Origin of the sequence: Thiorhodovibrio frisius (assembly GCF_033954835.1) — a bacterium.
GTDB lineage: Bacteria > Pseudomonadota > Gammaproteobacteria > Chromatiales > Chromatiaceae > Thiorhodovibrio > Thiorhodovibrio frisius.
Window position 1 is genome coordinate 1,305,588 of the sequence record NZ_CP121471.1, and the last position, 19,943, is coordinate 1,325,530.

At 63.3% G+C, this 19,943-nt stretch carries 9 protein-coding genes and 1 pseudogene; 6 read left to right on the top strand and 4 right to left on the bottom strand.

Going from position 1 to position 19,943, the window contains the following annotated elements:
• Positions 1-3 precede the first annotated feature (3 nt).
• On the top strand, positions 4-3,207 hold the full coding sequence (locus Thiofri_RS06200) for a PAS domain S-box protein (protein ID WP_009150846.1): 3,204 nt from the start codon (positions 4-6) through the stop codon (positions 3,205-3,207).
• Between the two features lie 116 nt (positions 3,208-3,323).
• Here the strand turns inward: Thiofri_RS06200 and Thiofri_RS06205 are convergent, their stop codons facing one another.
• Both Thiofri_RS06205 and Thiofri_RS06210 read right to left on the bottom strand, forming a co-directional pair.
• The gene (locus Thiofri_RS06205; protein ID WP_009150847.1) at positions 3,324-7,640 is read right to left on the bottom strand and encodes a transporter substrate-binding domain-containing protein; all 4,317 of its coding nucleotides are present in this window, start codon (positions 7,638-7,640) and stop codon (positions 3,324-3,326) included.
• A 27-nt stretch (positions 7,641-7,667) separates the two neighbouring features.
• Positions 7,668-9,650 (bottom strand): hybrid sensor histidine kinase/response regulator, encoded by a 1,983-nt coding sequence (locus Thiofri_RS06210; protein WP_009150848.1) that lies wholly within the window; start codon positions 9,648-9,650, stop codon positions 7,668-7,670.
• 246 nt (positions 9,651-9,896) lie between these two features.
• Between Thiofri_RS06210 and Thiofri_RS06215 the strand changes: the two genes are divergently transcribed.
• From Thiofri_RS06215 to Thiofri_RS06230, 4 genes are all read left to right on the top strand, one after another.
• Positions 9,897-11,033, top strand: a complete 1,137-nt coding sequence (locus Thiofri_RS06215; RefSeq protein WP_009150849.1) for a response regulator — start codon at positions 9,897-9,899, stop codon at positions 11,031-11,033.
• The gene (locus Thiofri_RS06220; protein ID WP_009150850.1) at positions 11,020-15,492 is read left to right on the top strand and encodes a transporter substrate-binding domain-containing protein; all 4,473 of its coding nucleotides are present in this window, start codon (positions 11,020-11,022) and stop codon (positions 15,490-15,492) included. Before Thiofri_RS06215 ends, Thiofri_RS06220 begins: the two co-directional genes overlap by 14 nt.
• Before the next feature lie 61 nt (positions 15,493-15,553).
• The gene (locus Thiofri_RS06225) at positions 15,554-15,769 is read left to right on the top strand and encodes a response regulator (protein WP_040857540.1); all 216 of its coding nucleotides are present in this window, start codon (positions 15,554-15,556) and stop codon (positions 15,767-15,769) included.
• A gap of 41 nt (positions 15,770-15,810) precedes the next feature.
• Positions 15,811-16,518 carry an NADase-type glycan-binding domain-containing protein gene (locus Thiofri_RS06230; RefSeq protein WP_009150851.1) on the top strand — a complete coding sequence of 236 codons (708 nt, stop codon included), beginning with the start codon at positions 15,811-15,813 and terminating at the stop codon, positions 16,516-16,518.
• 46 nt (positions 16,519-16,564) lie between these two features.
• On the opposite strand, the gene Thiofri_RS06235 is transcribed toward Thiofri_RS06230, so the two are convergent.
• Together Thiofri_RS06235 and sthA are read right to left on the bottom strand one after the other, a co-directional pair.
• Complete coding sequence (locus tag Thiofri_RS06235) at positions 16,565-17,767, bottom strand: hypothetical protein (protein ID WP_009150852.1); 1,203 nt, start codon at positions 17,765-17,767, stop codon at positions 16,565-16,567.
• 134 nt (positions 17,768-17,901) lie between these two features.
• Complete coding sequence (gene sthA, locus Thiofri_RS06240; protein WP_009150853.1) at positions 17,902-19,332, bottom strand: Si-specific NAD(P)(+) transhydrogenase; 1,431 nt, start codon at positions 19,330-19,332, stop codon at positions 17,902-17,904.
• Between the two features lie 176 nt (positions 19,333-19,508).
• Between sthA and ureA the strand changes: the two are divergent.
• A pseudogene (ureA, locus tag Thiofri_RS06245) lies at positions 19,509-19,805 on the top strand (urease subunit gamma); the annotation flags it as partial.
• Positions 19,806-19,943 lie beyond the last annotated feature (138 nt).

A 19,943-nucleotide genomic window follows, 5' to 3' on the forward strand; every position in this document is an offset into this window, starting at 1 on the left:
ATCGTGAATAGTGCTCCTGAAGTAGCACAGTCTGACTGGCTGGCGCAACTGCTCGACTGGAGTTCCCTGTGGTCGCTCGCCTTGGTGGCCGCATTGGTGAGCGGCAGCCTGCTGCTGATTCTGATCTGGCAGCGCAAGCTGGTCGCCGAGATTGCCAAGCGCAAAAACGCCGAACGCGAACTGCGCAAGCTCTCGCGCGTGATCGAGCAGAGCCCTGCTGCGGTGCTGATCACCGACACCCAGGGGCGCATTGAATACGTCAATCCCGCCTTCTGCGACGTGACCGGCTACAGCCTCGCCGAGGTGCTCGGGCGCAATCCCAGTATTCTCAACTCCGGCTTGCAGGACGCGGCCCAGTATCGTCAGCTGTGGGGGCGCATCTGCGGCGGCAAGGTGTGGCGCGGGGAACTGGCCAACAAGCGCAAGGATGGCGCCATTTTCTGGGAGCATGCCGCCATCAGTCCCATCCTTGATGAGCAGGGCGCGATCACCCACTTTTTCGCGGTCAAGGAGGACATTACCGAGCGCAAGCGCGCCGAGACCGAACTGGCGGCGAGCGAGGCACGCTTTCGTGGGCTGTTCGAGGCCGCGACCATCCCCTTGGCTGAGATGCAGGCAAGCGGGGAGATTCTGGCCTTCAATCCCATCTTTACGCAGACCTTCGGTTGGACGCTTGCGGAGATCCCCGATCTGGCGCACTGGTGGACCTGCGTCTTCCCCGATCCCGCCTATCGCGAGCGCGTGCAGGCGGACTGGACCCTGGTTAGCCAAGCATCCCTGGCCGGCGAGCAGCAACTGGCTCCCTGGGAATATCGCATGACCTGCGCCGACGGTGCGCACAAGCAGGTGCTGGTGTCCCTGCGCGCCTTTGGCGCGTCCCTGGTGGTGAGCTTTGTCGATGTGACCGAGATGCGCCGCTCCGAGCGTGCCCTGCAGGACCAGCTACGCCTGCAGGAAGCGCTAATCGACACCATCCCCAACCCGATCTTCATCAAGGATGCCGAGGCGCGTTTTATCGGTTGCAACCGCGCCTACGAGCAAGCCTTCGGCACCACACGGGAGTTCATGCGCGGCAAAACGGTGCTGGAGTTGCCCTATTTGCCAGATGAGACCCGCGCCGCCTATCAGGCCGAGGATGCCCAGGTGATTGCCGAGAGCGGGCTGCGCCACCATGAGCTGTGCATGCCCTTTGCCGACGGGCGCGAGCATGATGTGCTCTACTGGGTGGCTGGCTTCACCCTCTCCGACGGACGCTGCGGCGGACTCATTGGCATCATGGTCGACATCAGCGCGCTCAAGGAGGCCCAGCGCCTGGCCGAGGAGGCCACCCGCGCCAAGTCCGAGTTCCTCGCCAACATCAGCCATGAGATCCGCACGCCCATGACGGCCGTGCTCGGCATGGCGCACCTGGCGTTGAATACCGAGCTGAGCGCTCAGCAGCGCGACTACCTGAGCAAGCTGGAAAGCGCCGCCAAGTCGCTGCTGCGGCTGATTGACGATGTGCTCGACTACGCCAAGATCGAAGCTGGCCGTCTCGTGATCGAACCGACTGAATGCTCGCTCGATCAGTTACTCGCCGAACTCGACGCTTCGCTCGCTGCGCGCGCGGATGAGAAAGGCCTCGAGCTGCTCTATCGCATCGCCCCCGATGTGCCCCAGGCTCTGGTTGGCGATTCGGCGCGCCTTGGCCAGGTGCTCGGCAGCCTGATCGATAACGCCATCAAATTCACCGAGCGCGGGGAAGTCACCGTCACTGTCGCGCGCGTCGCGGTTGAAGGGGGTGGCGTGCGCCTGCGGTTCGAGGTCAGCGACACCGGCATCGGTGTGAGTGAGGTACAGCGCGCGCAGCTGTTTCAACCGTTCTCTCAGCTCGACGGCTCTATGACGCGAAAATATGGCGGCGCCGGGCTCGGGCTTGCCTGTTGTCAGCGCTTGGTGTCCCTGATGGGCGGCGAGATTCGTGTCGACAGTGAGCCTGGCGTTGGCAGCACCTTTTGGTTTAGCGCGCCTCTGGCTGCGGGGACAGCGCCGGGCGTCAGTCCCTGGAGCCTGCCGAGTGCCGTGCAGGCATGCCGCGCGCTCATTGTTAGCGCGCAGCCGTCGCTCGCCCTGGTCATCGGTGAGATGTTCGATGCGATGGGGCTTCTGGCCGGAGCCGCCAGCAGTGCCGCCGAGGCGCTGACGACGCTGCACAGGGCGGCTGAGTTGGCGCGCCCGTTCGACCTGCTGCTGTGCGACTGGCCGCCACCGGACATGGCCGAGGTCGAGCTGATTCGTGAGCTGGGGAAACTGCCAGAGCATGCCCGACCCAAGGTGGTGGCGCTGGCGCGCCCGCGCGATCACCAGCGGCTCCAGGCCCAGCCTGAGTCGCTTCAGCTATTCGCCGTTATCGCCAAGCCGGTGCGGCCCCAGGCGCTGGCTGACACTCTGCTTGCAATCCAGTCACCACAACGGCACCCGCAGCAGCCGACGCATCACCGCTCGAGCCCTTCGCCACTGCGACCCGACTCGCCACTGCCACCGCTGCCGGGATTCGACACCGCAAGCGCCATCGCCCGCTTGGCCGGCGAGACACTTGTCTATCGCAAGCTGTTGATCCGTTTCGCGCGGGATCAACGCGATACGCCCGTGCGCCTGCGCGCTTTAATCGATTTGGGTGACCTGGACGGCGCCGAGCATCTGGCCCATACGCTCAAGGGCGCGAGCGGCAGTTTGGGGCATGACACCCTGGCGCAAGCCGCTGCCACATTGGAGGATTGCCTGCGTGAGCGCGGGGGTGGCGGGACCGTTCAGCCTGCAAGGACACACCAGAGCGAGTCCACGTCCGCGCCCGATGTCGAGTCCAAACTAGCCGCAGCGCTTGACCAGGTCGCACAGACGCTGGTCGCGGCACTCCAAACCTTGCAGCCGCTCGCGGCCGAATCGCCCGCTGTCGTTTCCGACGCGCACCCACCAGGGCGGGAGGGCACCAAGGAGCTGCGCGCCTTGCTCGAAGCACTGCAGCCCGATGTGCGCGCGCGTCGCGCGACACGCTGCCGCGCCAGCTTGAAAACCATTGAGGCCGCCAACTGGCCTGAATCTCAGGCGGGGGATGCGTCCAAGTTGGCCAGCCAGCTGCGCAGCTATCGTTTTCAGGACGCCGGAAAGACCATTGCACGCATGCTGAGCAGGATTGAGGATGCCTCGATCACGAACAGGAAGGACTGAGATCATGACAACCACCAGCAAATGCACCATCCTCGCGGTTGACTATACCGAGGCAAACATTGACCTGCTCATGGCAAGTCCGCCCCGCTGCACGATAACGGCAAGGTGGGCATCCCCTAGCGGAGGTTTGTGCGCAATCGCTCCAGTGTCTTGGTGGCATCGGCGAAGCGATAGCCGATGATTTGGCGCTCGAGTTGGCGGTAAGCTTCTGTCTCCAGCGCGGCTTGAAGCAGGCCATGCTGGTCAAGCCAGAGATCCTCGGCACTGGGATCATAGGCTTGGGTCAGGGCATGCAGCCGCGCGAGCAGGTCGTCGACCCGCGCCTGGTCTACGGCGATGGGAGAGGTGGCGCGAGAAGGGGGCGTGCTGCCTTGGTCGCGCCAGGCGGCGATGGCGGCCAAAGCCGGTTCCAGCCGCGCGGCGAGCTGGGTGCGTGCCGCGGCGATCTCGGCACTGACTTCGGCGCCTGCTTGGGGGCTGGCTTGGGGGCTGTCTCTTAGCAGGTCTTCCAATGTCCGACCGGCGGTGCGAATCGCGACCAAACCCAGATTGGCGGCGGCGCTGGCGAGGCTGTGCGCTTCGCGCTCGGCGACCACGAAGTCGCCTTGTGCCAGCGCGGCATCGATGCGCGCCAGACTCGCGGCCTGAGTGTCACCGAACAGCCTGAGGAACTTCGGCCACAGCGACAACGATGGCCCGAGCGCAGTCTTTAGGGCGACGGGGTCGAGCCCGGGAATCGCCGGCAGGGTGGTGGCCTCCAGAAGGTGTTCGGTTTCGTCCGCCGCGCGCCCATTCAGGGTCACGCCGAGCTGCTCGGCCAGCAGTCCATAGAGCCGTGTCACATCGAGCGGTTTGCCCAAATGGGCGGTCATGCCCGCCTCCCGGGTGCAGCGAATATCTTCATCGCGCACATGGGCAGTCAGCCCAATGATGGGCAGATCGGCGCCCCCGGGCAGAACACGGATGCGCCGACTGGCTTTCAGGCCGTCCAACTCGGGCATTTGCAAATCCATCAGCACCAGGTCGAAGGCGGCGCAACCCTGGTCGCCTAACAGGACAAGGGCCGCGGCGCCGTGCTCGGCCTCGCTGACCATGATGCCGGCTTGCTCGAGCATGGCGCGCGCCACCTCGCGGTTGACCGCGTTGTCCTCAACCAGCAGCACCCGTCGTCCAGCCAGTTCCGCTGGCGGTTGGGTCAGGGCTTTTGAGCGCTCCTCGCCGACGCGCTCCCCGGGCAGCGCGCACTGGCTCCACAGGGTAAACCAGAAAGTGCTGCCTTCTCCCGGGCGACTGTCGACGCCAATGTTGCCGCCCATCATGGTCACCAGACGTTTGCAGATCGACAGACCCAGCCCGGTGCCGCCATAGCGGCGGGTGATGGAGCCGTCGGCTTGCTGGAAGGGCTGGAACAGCTTGGCGATGTCTTTTTCCTGCAGGCCGATGCCGGTATCGCACACGAGAAATTCCAGCTGCACGCGCTCCCGCGTCGCGCTGCCTTGCGCCGGCAGGCGTTGCAGCAACCGCGCCTCGATGCGAACACTGCCTTGCGCGGTGAATTTCACCGCGTTGTTGGCCAGATTGAGTAACACCTGCCCGAGGCGCAAGGCGTCGCCATGCAGGGCATCGGGCACCTCGGGCGCGCAATCGAGGAGGAATTCCAGGCCCTTGTCCTCGGCCTGGCGACCGACGATATCGAGCAGTTGATCGAACACCTGCGACAGGGCGAAGGGCCGGGCCTCGAGATGCAACTGCCCGGCCTCGATCTTGGACAGATCAAGGATGTCATTGAGCAAGCCGAGCAGCGCCTGGGCGGCAGTTTGCGCCTTGGTCAGATACTGGCGCTGGCGTTCGTCGAGCTCGGTTTCCAGGCACAGATGCTGCATGCCAAGAATGGCGTTCATGGGCGTGCGGATTTCGTGGCTCATGTTGGCGAGGAATTCGCTTTTGGCGCGATTGGCGGCCTCGGCGGCTTCCTGCGCGGCGCGCTGTTCGGTCACATCGATGAACATCACCAGATGGCGTTGGCGCAAGGTGGTGGCGTGGGCGATGAAGATGCGGGTTTGCCCATCGCCGCAGCGGATCCGGGCTTCCACCGGCTCGAGGGCGCTTTGGCTGGCCATGGCGCGCTGCATGTTTTGTTGCCATTCCATCTTGACCTGCGCACGATAGCTTGGCTCCGGATAGGCCTTGAGCCACCAGTGCTCGACATCGGGAATGTCATCGATCTCGTAGCCGAGCAGCTCGCGAAAGCGCTGATTGACCATGAGCACGCGCTCGTCGGCGCCGCTGGAAATCAAGGTGGGCAGCGGGGAGAACTCGAACAGGCTGCGGAAGTTGTCTTCCATCTCGCGCAGTTCTTCTTCCAGGCGCAAGCGCTCGGTGAGATTGACATTGAGCCCCTCGATGCGCAGCACGCGGTTGTTTTCATCCTTGACCGGGTGTGGAAAGCTCAGCAGATAGCGCGGCTCCTCACCGAGGTGGTACTTCAGCGCCACCGGCCCGGGCGACTGACCAAGCCAGCAGGTGGCGATGGCGCGCTGCCCGCGCTCCAGGGTGTCGGGCGTCCAGGCGGCGATGTCGCGCCAGTTCAGGCCCACCAGTTCCGCTTCCTCGCGGCCAAACAGCTCGCGTGAGCCGGCGCCGGCGTCAATCACCTCGCCCTGGACGTCGAGCGCGTAGAACTGCACGACCGAGCGTGCCGATTCGACCATGCCGCGATAACGCTGCTCGCTCTGGGCGAGGCGCTGCTCGGCGCGCCGGCGGCGCTGGACTTGGCGCGCCAGGCTGAGATTCCACGCCAGGATCACCACGATCACCAGGGTGGCCACCAAGATACCTTGCCAGAGCAACCGGTAGTCGATGCGCGCGCGCGGCGGCTCACCGAGCCAACGGCTTTGAATGGCTTCGCGCTCGCCGGCGGGGATGGCAGCGAGGGCGCGCTCCAAAATGCCGCTCAGGATGGACCAATCCGGGCGCGCCGCCATCGCGAGTTGATATTCATAAGCTGTTTCGCCGGCGACGCGCAGTTGAAACAGCCGCTCGTGGGCGATCGCCTGGCTGACCGCGAACAGGTTGCCGACCAGGGCATCGGCCTCACCCTGGGCCAGTTGGCGCACGGCGGCGCGCACATCCGGGGCCAGCACCAGGTCGATGTCGGGATGATCGCTGCGCAGCCACTCCTCGGTGGCATAGCCTTCGACCACCAGCACCCGCTGGCCGGCGAGGCGCTCCAGGCTGTCGATCAGGGGCGTTTCCACGGGCGCGAAGATGGCCACCGGAAAGCGGAGATAGGGCGTGGTGAAATGCAAGCCGCGCTCGCGTCGTTGCGCCGTGGCCATGGCCGCCGGGAGCAGATCCAGTTCCCCTTGGGCGAGTGCCTCCACCGCGTCTGGCCACAGCCCGAAAGCATGTGGCTCGAAGCGCACGCCGAGCAGCTCGGCGATGCGGCGCACGAAATCCGGGGCGATGCCGGCGGGCTGCCCGTCCGCATCCAGATACTCGATCGGCGCCCACTCGCCGATGCCATAGCGAATGACCTGGTGCTCGGCCAGCCAGCGGCGTTCTTCAGCGCTCAATGCCAGGCGCGCCAGGGGCTCCGTCGTTCGGGGCAAGTCACCGGCCCAGCGGGTGTAGATGCGGTTCCATTCCGACTCGCCGATGCTGGCCAGCCCCTGGTTGAGCATCTCCACCAGCGGCGCCCAGTCCTTGCGAATGGCCATGGCGAGTTGGTATTCACTGCCCTCGAGCACGGCGGCGATGCGAAAACCCGTCAGGAATTTTTGTCGCCGCCACCAGTCGAACACGCCGGCATCGACCACCACATCGAGCTGCCCGTCGAGCAAGGCGGCAGCCATGGCTTCGTGCGAGGCAAATTCGCGCGCGTCGATGCGCCCGGCCAGGGGTTCGAGCACGCTGCGGATCTGTTGATGGCCTTCCAGGCTGCCCACCCGCAAGCCTTCAAGCGCCGCCACATTCGTCCCCGGCAGCCTGTCACCGTTGCGCGTGTAGAGATACAGGTAGGTCGAAAAATACTCATCCGTCAGCAGGAACTGATCATCCCAGATCGGCAATCGCCCGACGGCCAGCAAGCCATCAATCTCCCCCGCGCGCGCCTGTGCGATCAGCGTCGGCCAGCGGGAATCCACCCGCAGGCGAATCTTGCTGCCGAGACGTTGATTGAGCCGCTCCAGCACGTCCACCATGATTCCGGACAGGCGTCCATCCTCGGCGCGAATCAGTCCCGGCGGCCATTGGTCGGTCATGCCCAGCACGATGTCCGGATGGGCATCGAGCCAGGCCCGCTGCTCGGCGCTCAAGGCGACGGCGTCGGAGGCGGCCGTCACCTGCCCATTGCCGAGGAGCAAAAGCAGGCCGGTCAGCAGGGGGAGAAGATACGCGAACCAGAAATGCCAGATCGCCGGCATCATCTCCATGGCTGCGTCCTCTCGCCGCACTGCGTGTTACTCAGCCGTCGCCACGGGCGGTATGCGCAGAAGCAGGCAGGTGCGATCCTCCACATCCGAAGTGGTCATGGTTAGCTCAAATCCCATGGTGTCGGCCATCAGCTTGGCCGAATAGGTGCCGAGACCGGTGCCACTGGTCTTGCCGTGGGTGCGGTATTTCTCGAAAAAGCACGGGCGCATCGCAGCCGGTACCGCGCCCCGGTTGCACAGCTGTAGCTCGACGCCGTCATGCTCCTGGATCGCGAGATGAATGGTCTCGCCGGGCGGCGAGGCCTCAACGGCATTGGTGAGCAAGTTGCCAAGCATGGAAGCTAACAGCCGAGCGTTGGCGGGCACCATGACCGGGCGGCGTTCACCCGCGGTCGCGATCTCCACCGGCAGGGGTTGGTCGTTGCGCAGCATCGTAAGCCTGAGTTGCTTGCGCGTGAGCGGTTGTGCCACCGAGGCACAGACATCCTTGACGATGGGCATCAAATCGATGGGATTTGCACTCACACGGAGTTGCCCAGTCTCCATTTTGAACAGATCCAGGGACAGCTCGATCATCTCGAGCATGCGCCTGCCGGATTCGCGGATGAGTTCGATATCCTCGCGGAACTCACCGCTCAGGCTGTCGTCCATTAACAGGAGATCCGGCACATTGATCACGACATTGAGCGGTGTTTTCAGATCATGGCGCATGATGCGCTCGACATCCTCCTTGATGCTTTCGAGTTCCTTGCGATCCTTGATGTCCTGCTTGACCGCCACATAGTTTTGCACCTCCCCCTGTTCGTCGAATACCGGGGAAATGGCGGCTTCCACCCAATAGAGCTGGCCTTGCTTGTTTTTGTTGATCAGTTCCCCGCGCCAGGTCTCGCCACGCAGCAGGGTATCCCACATCGCTCGGTAGAAGTCATCGTCATGTTTGCCGGATTTCAACAGGCGCGAATTCTCGCCCCGGACCTCCTCCTGGCTGAAACCCGAGAGCCGGGTGAAATGCGGGTTGACATAGAGAATGTCGCCATTGAGGTCCGTCATCGTGATGGTGACCGGCGCCTGCTCCACCGCGCGCGCCAGGGTGCGCAAACGCGCATCCAAGGCACGTTGTTCGGTCACATCGAGCGCGATGCCTTCGATCAGTTCCTGCTCGCGCTCTTGATCGAAAATCCGATAGGCATGAATCTCCAGCCGCCGCCAGTCATCATCGGGATGGCGAAAACACAGCTCAAAGCGGGCTTTCTCGCGCCCCAGGCGGAGCCAGCGACGGCTTTCATCAATCACATTGGCCAGTGACTCCGGCGACCACTCGGCCAGATTGCGCCAGGACAGACCAATGGCATCCTCGGGCGTCAGGCCACCGAGCAGCCGCTTGAAGCCCTCGGTGACGAACAGCAGCTCGCCAGCGGGCGCGTTGGTGAAGAAAAACAGCCGGTCGGCCAGTTGGGAGGTCAACCGTGCGAAGCGGGCCTGGCTTTCGCGCAGCGCCGCCTCGGCTTTCTCGCGCTCGGCGATCTCCCGCGCCAAACTGGCATTTTGGGTTTGCTGGTCGTCGCGTTCGCGGGCCACCCGTGCCACCAGCTTGTTGCTCGCCTGCACCGCCCGCCGTGCCTGCCTGAGCTGAGCGGCCAGTGCAAGTTGTGCCTTGATGCGCGCCCGCACCAGGCGCGGATTCACTGGCTTGGTGACATAATCCACCGCGCCGACCTCGAACCCGCGTTCCTCATCCTCGGGCCGATCGCGTGCGGTGAGAAAAATGACTGGTGTTTCGCTGGCAGCCGGGATGGTTTTAAGTCGCTGGCACAGCGCATAGCCATCCATTTCCGGCATCATGATGTCGAGCAGAAACAGATCTGGCGCAGGGAAGCTGCGCAACAGATCCAAGGCTTCGGCGCCTGAGTTTGCCACCCGCACGCGATAATCGGGCTTTAGCGCACTGAACAGCAGCTTGAGATTGTCGACCTGATCATCAACAACCAGAATGGATGGCGGATTGGACATGGCGGGAACTCCCTCGCGTCAGCGCTCTCATGCCAACGCCTTTTGAAAAAAAACACATAAAGTCGAATTCAAGGCTGAGCACACAGAGGATTTGCATGGATTCTATCCCGGGTCTGTCAGGAACGCCAAGGGATGAGAAGGCTGAGCAAAAATGGCCGGGGGAGCGGACACCTTTCGATTTTTGGTCAATTGGGGCTGCAAGGGATACACTGACCTTTAATCATTGCGTTATCGGTCACCAGCAACATGGCTGCCATCTCCCACTGTACTATCCTCGCCGTCGATGACACCGAGGCCAACATCGACGTGCTGATGGATACCCTCGGCCATGACTATGAGCTGATGGTGGCCATGGACGGCCCTGCTGCGCTTGAGGCCGTCGCCACCGCCATCGCCGATGGCGCGCCGCCGGATTTGATTTTGCTCGACATCATGATGCCGGGCATGAATGGCTATGCGGTGTGCGAGCGGCTCAAGGCCGATGCGACGACGGCTGACATCCCGGTGATTTTTCTCACCGCGCTCACCGAGATCGGCAGCAAAACGCGCGGCTTTCAAGTCGGCGCCGTGGACTACATGACCAAGCCGTTCGAGATTCGGGAAGTGCGTGCGCGGGTCGAGACTCATCTGTCGCTGGCCCTGGCGCGGCGGGAGTTGGCCAACCAAAATCAAATCCTCGAGCAGAAAGTGCGCGAGCGCACCCGTGAGCTGGCCCTGACCCAGGATGTGACCATTCATGCCCTGGCCAGCTTGGCCGAAACCCGCGATAACGAAACCGGCGGCCATATTCGCCGCACCCAGAATTATGTTCGGGTGTTGGCCGAGCACCTGCGCGAGCCCTTCGCGCTGGCGGACGGGGATATCGAAATGCTCTATAAATCCGCGCCGCTGCATGATATTGGCAAGGTCGGCATCCCGGATGCCATTCTGCTCAAGCCCGGGCGCCTGACCGAAGAAGAGTTCGAAGTCATGAAGTCTCACCTCACACTCGGCATGCAGGCGCTGGCGGTGGCCGAGGACGCGATGGGCAACGAGGAATGCCATTTTTTGCGCTTCGCCAAGGAGATTGCCCATTGCCATCATGAACGCTGGGATGGCGCCGGCTATCCGCAGGGACAGGCCGGGGATGCCATTCCGCTGTCCGCTCGGCTGATGGCGCTGGCCGATGTGTATGACGCGCTCATCAGTCGCCGCGTCTATAAGCCGCCCTTCCCACACGCGCGTGCGGTGGAGATGATTCTCGAAGGGCGCGGGACGCATTTCGACCCGCGCGTGACGGATGCGTTTCTCGTGCACGAGGAGGACTTCCGCCAGATCGCATTGGCCAATGCCGATCATCAGGACGAAATCGACACCCTGAGTCAAGTCTATGTCCGGGGGTAAGAGCAGGGCTTCTGTTCACATCCGCGTACTCCCCGGGCTGCTTTGGCTGGCGCTCCTCTGGGTGGTGATGGCCGCGCCCGTCACGGCGATGGGGGCTGCGGTAGGCGCTGATCAGGAAACGGCATCTGACGCGCCCGAGAAAGCCAGGGCCTTGTTGCAGGCCGACGCGAATGCCGACGCGAATGCCGATGCGAATGTCGGTTCGAATGCCAATTCCAATGCAAGGTCGCGCGCCCGGTCGGACAGTGGGTCTGGCGCTGCATCGCGCGCCGAGCCGAGTGTCGCCTTGAGCCCCGAGCAGCGCGCCTGGCTCGATGCCCATCCGCAGATCATCCTGGGCAGCTCGGACCAGTTTCCACCGGCGGTGATGCGCGCCCCGGACGGGCGGCTGATCGGCTTGATGATGGATATACTCCATCTGCTCAATCAGCGCCTCGGCAGCAATATCCAGGTCAGGGGCGAGCCGGCCTGGGCCGGGATCACCGAGCAGGCGCTGACTGGCGAGCTCGATGGCCTGTTAACGGTCGCGCGCCTGCCATTCTGGCGCGAGCACTTCCTGCTGACCGATACCATCGTGAAGACCCAGGTCTACATCTTCGCGCGCGATGGCGAACGTCTGGCGAGCAACCGCATCAGCGCGCTCTTCGGTCGGCGGGTTGGCGTATTTCGCGGGTTGAAGCACATCAATGGCCTGGTCGGTGCGCATCCGGACGAGATCGAGGTGGTGCGCTATGACAGCAATGAGGACATGGCTGCGGCGCTGATCGCCGGCGAGGTGGACTTTCTGGTGGCCGATGGCACCTTCGACTGGTGGCGACGCGAGAACACCCTGGTCGGTTTCGGCATGGTCGGCATCCTTGACGGAGGGGATTACGAGGTGGCCGCCGCCGTGCGCAAGGACTGGCCGGAGCTTGTGGAAATGCTCAATCTCGGACTTGCGAGCATCGGCGCCGCCGAGCATGCGGCCATTCGCGAGCGCTGGATGGGGGTTCTGGATCAGCCGGCGCCGGGCGACTTTGCCCTCCCAGTGCTGGCCGACCTGGAGCTGACCGCAGCTGAGCGCGCCTGGTTGGACGCGCATCCCGAGATCCTGCTCGGCATTAGCGACCAGTTTCTGCCCGATATCATTATCGGCCCGAATGGACGCCAGTCCGGCCTGGTGGTGGATTTTCTGCGTCTGCTCAATGTTCCCTTGAGCGGGCGCCTGAAGCTGCATGTGGAGCGCGACTGGCGGGCGGTCACCGACCAAGCCATTGCGCACGAGATCGACGGGCTGGCCAGTTCCGCGCCCAATCCCGCCTGGGATGCGCATTTTCTCTATACCGATCCGCTCTACCACGGGTTTTTCAGCTTCTACCGCTGCGCCGATGATCCGCCGATCACCCGTGTCGAGCAGCTGGACGGTCTGCGGGTGGGCTACCTGGCCGGCATGAAGAAGGTCGAGCAACTGCTGGGTGAGGTGCCAGACGCCGCCCTCGTGCCCCTGGCCAGCAATCGCGCCATGGCCACAGCGCTTATCAGTGGGGAGGTCGATGTGCTGATTGGGGCGATCGATCTCGAATGGTGGCGGCGGCAAAACAGCGCGCTGGCGTTCGGGCCCACCGGCACCCTGGCCGGCAGCGAGCACCCGGTGCTGATGTCCATCCGCGACGATTGGCCCGAGCTGGTCGGCATCCTCAACAAGGCCCTGCGTGCCATTCCCGACGACCAGCGCGCGCGCATTTACCAACGCTGGCTGGGGGAGACGCGCGCGCTGCGGGGGCCGGCTTTGGCGTTGTCGTCTGAGGCGCGCGCCTGGCTGCGGGCGCATCCGACCATTCGCTTCGCCGTCAGTCGCGACTGGGCGCCGATCGGCTTCTATGACCGCGATGACCAGCCCGCCGGCATCGCGCCCGATTATCTCGCGCGCATCGGCGAGCTGCTCGGCGTGCGCTTCGAGCCGGTGGCGGTGGCCGACTGGCCGCAGGCCATGGACGGGCTCGCGCGGGGCCGTCTTGATCTGCTGCCGGCGATGGCGCCGACCGCAGAGCGGGAGAAGCGATTTGTGTTCACGGTGCCTTATCTGGATTTTCCGGTGGCGATCTTCGCGCGTGTGGAGACGCCGTTGATCAATCGGCTCGACGCGCTCAATGGTCAGCGGGTGATCATCATCGACGGTCATGCCACCCAGGAATGGCTGCAACGCGACTATCCTGACATCCGGCTGTTGCGGGTGCGTGATGCCTATGGTGCCGTGCGCGCCCTGGCCGAAGGGCAGGGCGATGCGCTGGTGGGCAACCTGTTTGCTATCAGTCAGGCCGTCGCGCATGAGAAACTGTTTCAGATTCGCGTCGCCGGCGGGACACCCTACAGCTATCGCCTGGCGATGGCCACGCGTCCGGACTGGGCACCCTTGATCGACATCCTGGATACCGCCATGGCCGCGATTCCTGCCGCCGAGCGCGATGCCATCCAGAGCCGCTGGATGCGGGAAGTACCGTCGTCGCCGATGGATTATGGGCTGATTTGGCGGCTGGCCGCCGCTGCGGCGCTGGTGCTCGGCCTAGTGCTGCTGTGGAACCTCAGCCTGAGACGCCAGGTGCAACGCCGGCGCTTGGCCGAGCAGGTGCTGGGCCGCAGCGAGACGCTGCTGCGCAACACCCTGGATGCGACCGAGAACGGCGTGCTGGTGAGCGGCGCCGATGGCCGTCTGCTGTCTGTCAATCGGCGCTTCCAGCAGCTTTGGGATATCCCGGACGACTGGCTTGTGCCGAGCGGCGGTGACGACACGCTGCTTAGCCGGGTCAAGCAGCAACTTGTCGACCCCGAGGGTTTCCTCACGCGCGTGCGCGAGCTCTATGCCAGTGACGACGAAGCGGTGGATACGCTGGTTTTTCGCGATGGACGGGTGTTCTCGCGTTACAGCCGCCCGCTTGAGATCGGCGGCCAGCGCGCGCGGCTGTGGTCGTTTACCGACATCACTGAGCGTGAGCGGGTGATGGCCGACCTGCACCAGGCTAAGCAGGCGGCGGAGGCCGCCAGCCGTGCCAAGAGTGACTTCCTCGCCAACATGAGCCACGAAATCCGCACGCCGATGAACGCCATTCTCGGCATGCTGCACCTGGCGCTGCAGTCCGATCTCGACTTGCGCCTGCGCGGCTATCTGGACAAGGCTCAGACTGCGGCGCACAACCTGCTCGGGCTGCTCAATGACATTCTTGACCTGTCGAAGGTTGAGGCCAACCAGCTGCGCCTGGAGCAGGTGCCCTTTGCATTGAGCGAGCTGTTGGAGAACCTGAGCGCAGTTGTTGGCCAACAGGCGCGCGACAAAGGGTTGGATTTTCGTGTCGCGCGCGGGCATGACCTGCCCGATCAGTTCGTCGGTGATTCACTGCGCCTGAGTCAGATACTCACCAACCTGGCCGGCAATGGCGTCAAGTTCACCGAAGGCGGCGAAGTACGCGTTGAGGTGCGGCAGACCGCAGACATCAGCGGCAAGGGTGCTGGGCGGGTAGCGCTGGAATTTATCGTCAGCGACACCGGCATTGGTATGGACTCGGCGATGGTCGCGCGTCTGTTCGAACCCTTCCAGCAGGCCGACACGTCCACCACCCGTCGCTACGGCGGCACGGGTCTTGGGTTGTCCATCTGCAAACGTCTGGTCGACCTGATGGGTGGGGACATCCAGGTGGAGAGTGAGGTTGGCGTTGGGACTCGGTTCAGTATCAGGCTGAGCTTCGCGCGCGCCAAGGTTCAGGCTGCTGCCAAGGCTGGCGCCGGGGGCTTGGCAGCGGAAAACAGCGCCAGCCTGGTCGGGCGCCGGGTACTGGTGGTGGAGGACAATGAGGTCAATCGTGAGGTTGCCCGCGCCTTGCTCGAACGCGAGGGTCTCAATGTCAGCATCGCCGAGGATGGCCTGCAGGCGGTCGAACGGCTGGAACGCGACGGCTGTGACGCCTTCGACCTGGTGCTGATGGATGTGCAGATGCCCAATCTCGACGGCTATGGCGCGACCGCTCGCGTGCGCGCCCTGCCTGGTGGCGATGCGCTGCCCATTATCGGCGTGACGGCCCACGCCCGGCCCGAGGACATCGCGCGGGTGCTCGGGGCCGGCATGAATGCTTACATCAGCAAGCCCATCGACGTCTGGCGACTGATGGCGACAATCGCCGAACAGTTGGGCGGTCGCAGTGCCGCCCAGGTCAACGCGGCCGCGAGCACCAGCGCGGAGATTAGGGCGGACAATGGCGAACCGCTCGACCTGGCGGCGCTACTCGAAACCCTGGCCGCCAAGGCCGCGCGCAACGACGTGAGCATCGAAGATGACTTTCGCGCCGCCCGCTCGGTCCTGAGCCAAAGGCTTCCCCCGGCGGATTACCGCGCCCTGGCCGATGCCATCGCCAGCTGCCGTTTTGAGGCAGTTGACCAGTTGATCTCGCGCTGGCAGGGAATTGACGCTTCTGCCGCAGCCCGACGGTAGATGCTGTGATGGTGGATAACACGTAGACTATGCAGGGTCTTTCACTGCGCACAATTCCTTAATGTCTCCCACTGCAACCGACCGCAAGGCTAATGTCTCTATTTATCGTGCCGTCGCTGTTGGCTTTTTGCTGGTCATCTTTGCCATTAGCGCGGATGCCATGCTGGAAGGTGTCGAGCAGGGACTGGCGGCCGGCTTTGCTTATTACCTCTCCAAGCCGCTGAATTTCAACACGCTCGAGCACGCGCTTCTGGCCGTGTTGAAGCCTGCCGCATAGAAACACGGTATTCACCAACCCTGATAGGACTTGAGGATAAGATGAGCGATATCATGAGGATGACCACAAAACGACAGGTATTTCTAACAGTCTTGTTGCTCGCGACGAGCACAGTGATACCGGTGTTCGCGCAGGCAGCGACTGTGATCAATGGGCAGTCTTGTGAGCAGAATCTGGCTTGCGATATGCAAAAGACCGACCTCGCGCGTGCTGCGACGGCATCCGCGAGCTCGACGCTTGAAAACAGCCCCGAGTATGCGCCGGCAAACGCCATTGATGCGGCGCCCGATGTTGCGCCGGGCGAGTATTGGGGCAATTCGACGACTGCCTGGTGCGAGGGGGCTGCGGGCGTTGGCGTCGGGCAGACGATCCGTCTTGACTTTGCTGCGCCGCAACCCCTGGCGCTGCTCAACATATCGCCTGGCTACGAGAAGTCGCTTGATCTTTACACCAAAAATTCCCGGCTTAGAGAGGCGCATTTGACTCTTTCAGATGGCTCGGAATACCGGCTTGTTTTCGGTAAGCATTTCTACGATGCCTCGTCTCTGAAGCAGTCGTGGAAGCCAATGGATGTGCCCTACCTGGAGATGAACAGTCCTCAGGTGTTCGAAATTTCACCCGAGGGCCAGCCGCCCAAGGTGATCGACTGGATGGAGATTCGTATCCTGAAGGCCGACATGGGGTCGAAATACAGCGATACCTGCATTTCTCGTATCGAAATTGCCCCGCAGTGGGACATGGGGTTTTAGCCGGTCATGCCGCTGGCTGCCGCCGCGCTCAGGGTGGGGTTGCAGCTTAGCGGTGAGGCCGATAAGGAGAGATGAAGAAAAGCACTGTGAATGCGATCAGTGCGATCCAGGTTAGGCCGGTGCTCAGGCGATAGGTCAGGCGCCAGCCGGGATTGGATTTTTTGACGATGCGAAAGTCGCGGATGTAGATCGTTTCGCAGGCGCCATTGCCGGTATCCGTGCGGCTGATGCTGGTGCCACGGCTGAAGCCGCCGTCGTGGGAGTAGCGCGCGAGCTGGCCGGAAAAGTTGATCTGGTCGCCGATCTCGGCGGATTTGATGGCCTGGTACAAATGCGGTTCGTGGGCGAGCACATGGTTGTTGCTCAACTGTTGCCAGTGAAAGCGGTCAGCGGCGATGGGGTCGCGGGTCGAGATCCAGCAGGTCCAGGTCGAATTCTTGTAGTGCATGTCGCGGAAGGCGCCGCTGGCGACATTCTCGCCCCAGACGACGCAGAGATCGCGGATGTTCAGAAAGTCCTTCCAGTCTTTGAAATGATAGACATCGATGAAGGCGTCGCTGTCGTGCAGGCTGACGACCACGCCATTGAGTTCGTAGTCGAACAGCGGCTCGATGCGGTAACGGATGTCCTCGGCCTCGACCGCAAAGGGCTCAAGCGCGGTCGGCGTCTGTCGGGGCTCCTCAAGGCGGGTGAGATCATAAAAATCCGGCGGCGGGAATTGGTCTTTGCGCCAATGGCTCCAGAGCGCGACCGCCAGGCTGCTCAGAAACAGGAGCAAGGCGAGCTGGGTGAGGAGACGATAGGGCAGGCGCTCGGTCTCGGCGGCTGGTCGCGGCGGGGCACTGGCAGCGCGTTCTCGGCGCCGCTCGGCGGCCTGGTATTTGTCAAAGACGATGCCGCAGTGTTGGCAGATGTCACCGGGTGGCTGGGATTGACCGCATTTGGGGCACTGAATGCTGGGGCGCTCAACACCGAAATTTGACGGTCGGGAAAAGGCAGCGGTGGCTGATGTTGTCGCGAGCGCCGCCGGTTCGAGCCGGCAGCCGATGCCCGCCTGCTCGAGATAGTGGCGAATTTTCTGCGCCCGTTCGCCGGGCAAGACGCCGCCGACGCGGCGCGGTTGGCCGCGCAAGAGCGCGGCGGCCTGATCGGGCGCGAGCCGCAGCAGTTTGGCGAGCGCTGCGGCGGCCTGCTCGGGGTTGGCGTCGCGCAGTAGCTCGCCAGTCAATTCCAGAGAGAAACGATCCATCTGTTGATTGGACGATAACTCGTGCTCATGGTCCCGGCCGCCCCCGAGAATGAAGCGGCGGTTTCACCCAAACGCTCATGGTCACGGCCACCCCGGCGGATGAAGCCCGTTGTTTCACGGTAAAGCGCAAATGATCAAAACAGGCGATTTAAGCCATTGAGTGCTGCAACCCGGTAGGCCTCGGCCATGGTCGGGTAGTTGAAGGTGGTCTCGGTGAAGTATTGAATGTTGTTGGCAGGGCCGGGCTGGGACATGATGGCCTGGCCGATGTGGACAATTTCTGATGCCTGTTCGCCGAAGCAATGGATGCCGAGGATTTCGAGTGTTTCGCGATGAAACAGTAGTTTCAGCATGCCGACGGTGTGACCGGTGATTTGGGCGCGGGCAATGCTTTTGAAACTGGCCTGGCCGACTTCGTAGGGTACCTGGGCATTGGTGAGTTCGCGTTCGGTGCGCCCGACTGAGCTGATCTCGGGGACCGTGTAGATGCCAGTGGGGAATTCGTCGATCAGCGACCAGTCGCAGCGCCCGTCGGCGATGTGCGCGCCGACAAAGCGCCCCTGATCGTAGCTGGCGCTGGCCAGGGCTGGCGGGCCAACCACGTCGCCGGCGGCGTAGATGTGGGGCAGGGCGGTCTGGTAGCTTTCGTTGACCTCAAGCTGGCCGCGCGCGTTAGGCGTGAGGCCGATGGCCTCGAGACCGAGGCGGTCGGTGTTGCCGGTGCGGCCGTTGGCCCAGAGCAGAACCTCGGTCTTGAGCTTTTTGCCCGAATGGCAATGCAGTACCACGCCGTCGCCGTCTGGCTCGACCCGGTCGCAGCTTTCGTCGTGGCGGATTACCACGCCCTGCTCGCGCAGGTGGTAGCCGAGCGCGTCGGTGATTTCGTCATCGAGAAACGAAAGCAGCCGGTCGCGGGTGTTGACCAGGTTCACTTTTACGTCCAGATAGCCCATGATGGACGCATATTCGCAGCCGATCACCCCGGCGCCATAGATGGTCACCGAGCGGGGGGTGTGCTTGAGCTGGAGAATGGAATCGCTGTCGAGCACCCGTGGGTTGGAGAAGTCAACATCCGGCTGATGATAGGGGCGCGAACCCGTGGCGATGACAAAGCTCTCTGCGCTAAGCTGGTCGATCGCCCCATCCGGGCGGCGCACGGCGATGCGGTGAGGGTCGAGAAAACTGGCCTCGCCGGAGATAATCTCGACGCGATTGCGCTGATAATAGCGGTTGCGGGTGCGCACCTGATCCTCAATCACGGCATCGGCCGCTTGCAGCAGTTGAGGAAAATCGATGTCGATCAGGCCGCTGCTATGCGCGAAGAGCGGATTGCGGCGATAATCCGCCAGCATCTGGATAGAATGGCGCAGCGCCTTGCTGGGGATAGTGCCCCAGTGGGTGCAGCCGCCGCCGACGCGGGGCAGGGCATCGACCACGGCCACCTGCTGACCGGCCTTGGTCAGCTTCATGGCTGCGCCCTCGCCAGCGGGGCCGGCGCCGATGATAATGGTGTTGAACTGCTTGTCGCTCGACACGGGTCGGTGTTCCAGTTGTACCTGATTCATCGATTGAGATTAACCCAAGGCGTCAGGAAAGTCGCGGCCGATTCGCAGAGCGCGCACAGGGCTTAAGTTTGGCGGGTATTGATTTTCGTCCCGCTCTGCGCCAGTCTGCGCCTGCGCTGCCGGATGATCCGCGCGGCGAAACCGCTGCAATCCCTGCCGGGAGGAGCAACCGAACCATGGAACTGACACCGCAGGACAAAGACAAACTGCTGCTGTTTACCGCTGGCCTGTTAGCCGAGCGGCGCAAGGACCGTGGCGTTAAACTGAACTATCCCGAAGCCGTCGCCCTGATCAGTTGCGCCATCCTTGAGGGCGCCCGCGACGGGCAAAGCCCGGAGGAGGTGATTAGCGCGAGCCGCAATTTGCTCAGCCGGGACGATGTCATGGAAGGTATTGCCGAGATGCTCACAGAGGTGAAGGTCGAAGTCACTTTTCCCGATGGCGTGCGGCTGATTTGTGTGCCGAGTCCTATCGCTTCGAATCCCAGTACTTCAGATTCCGGCACTTCAGATTCCGGCACTTCAGATTCCGGCGCCCTAGATCCTGGCACAGGTCAGCCGGGTTGAGCCGACTTTGGCTCGAACCCCTGCATGGGCTCTGGCTTCAATCCA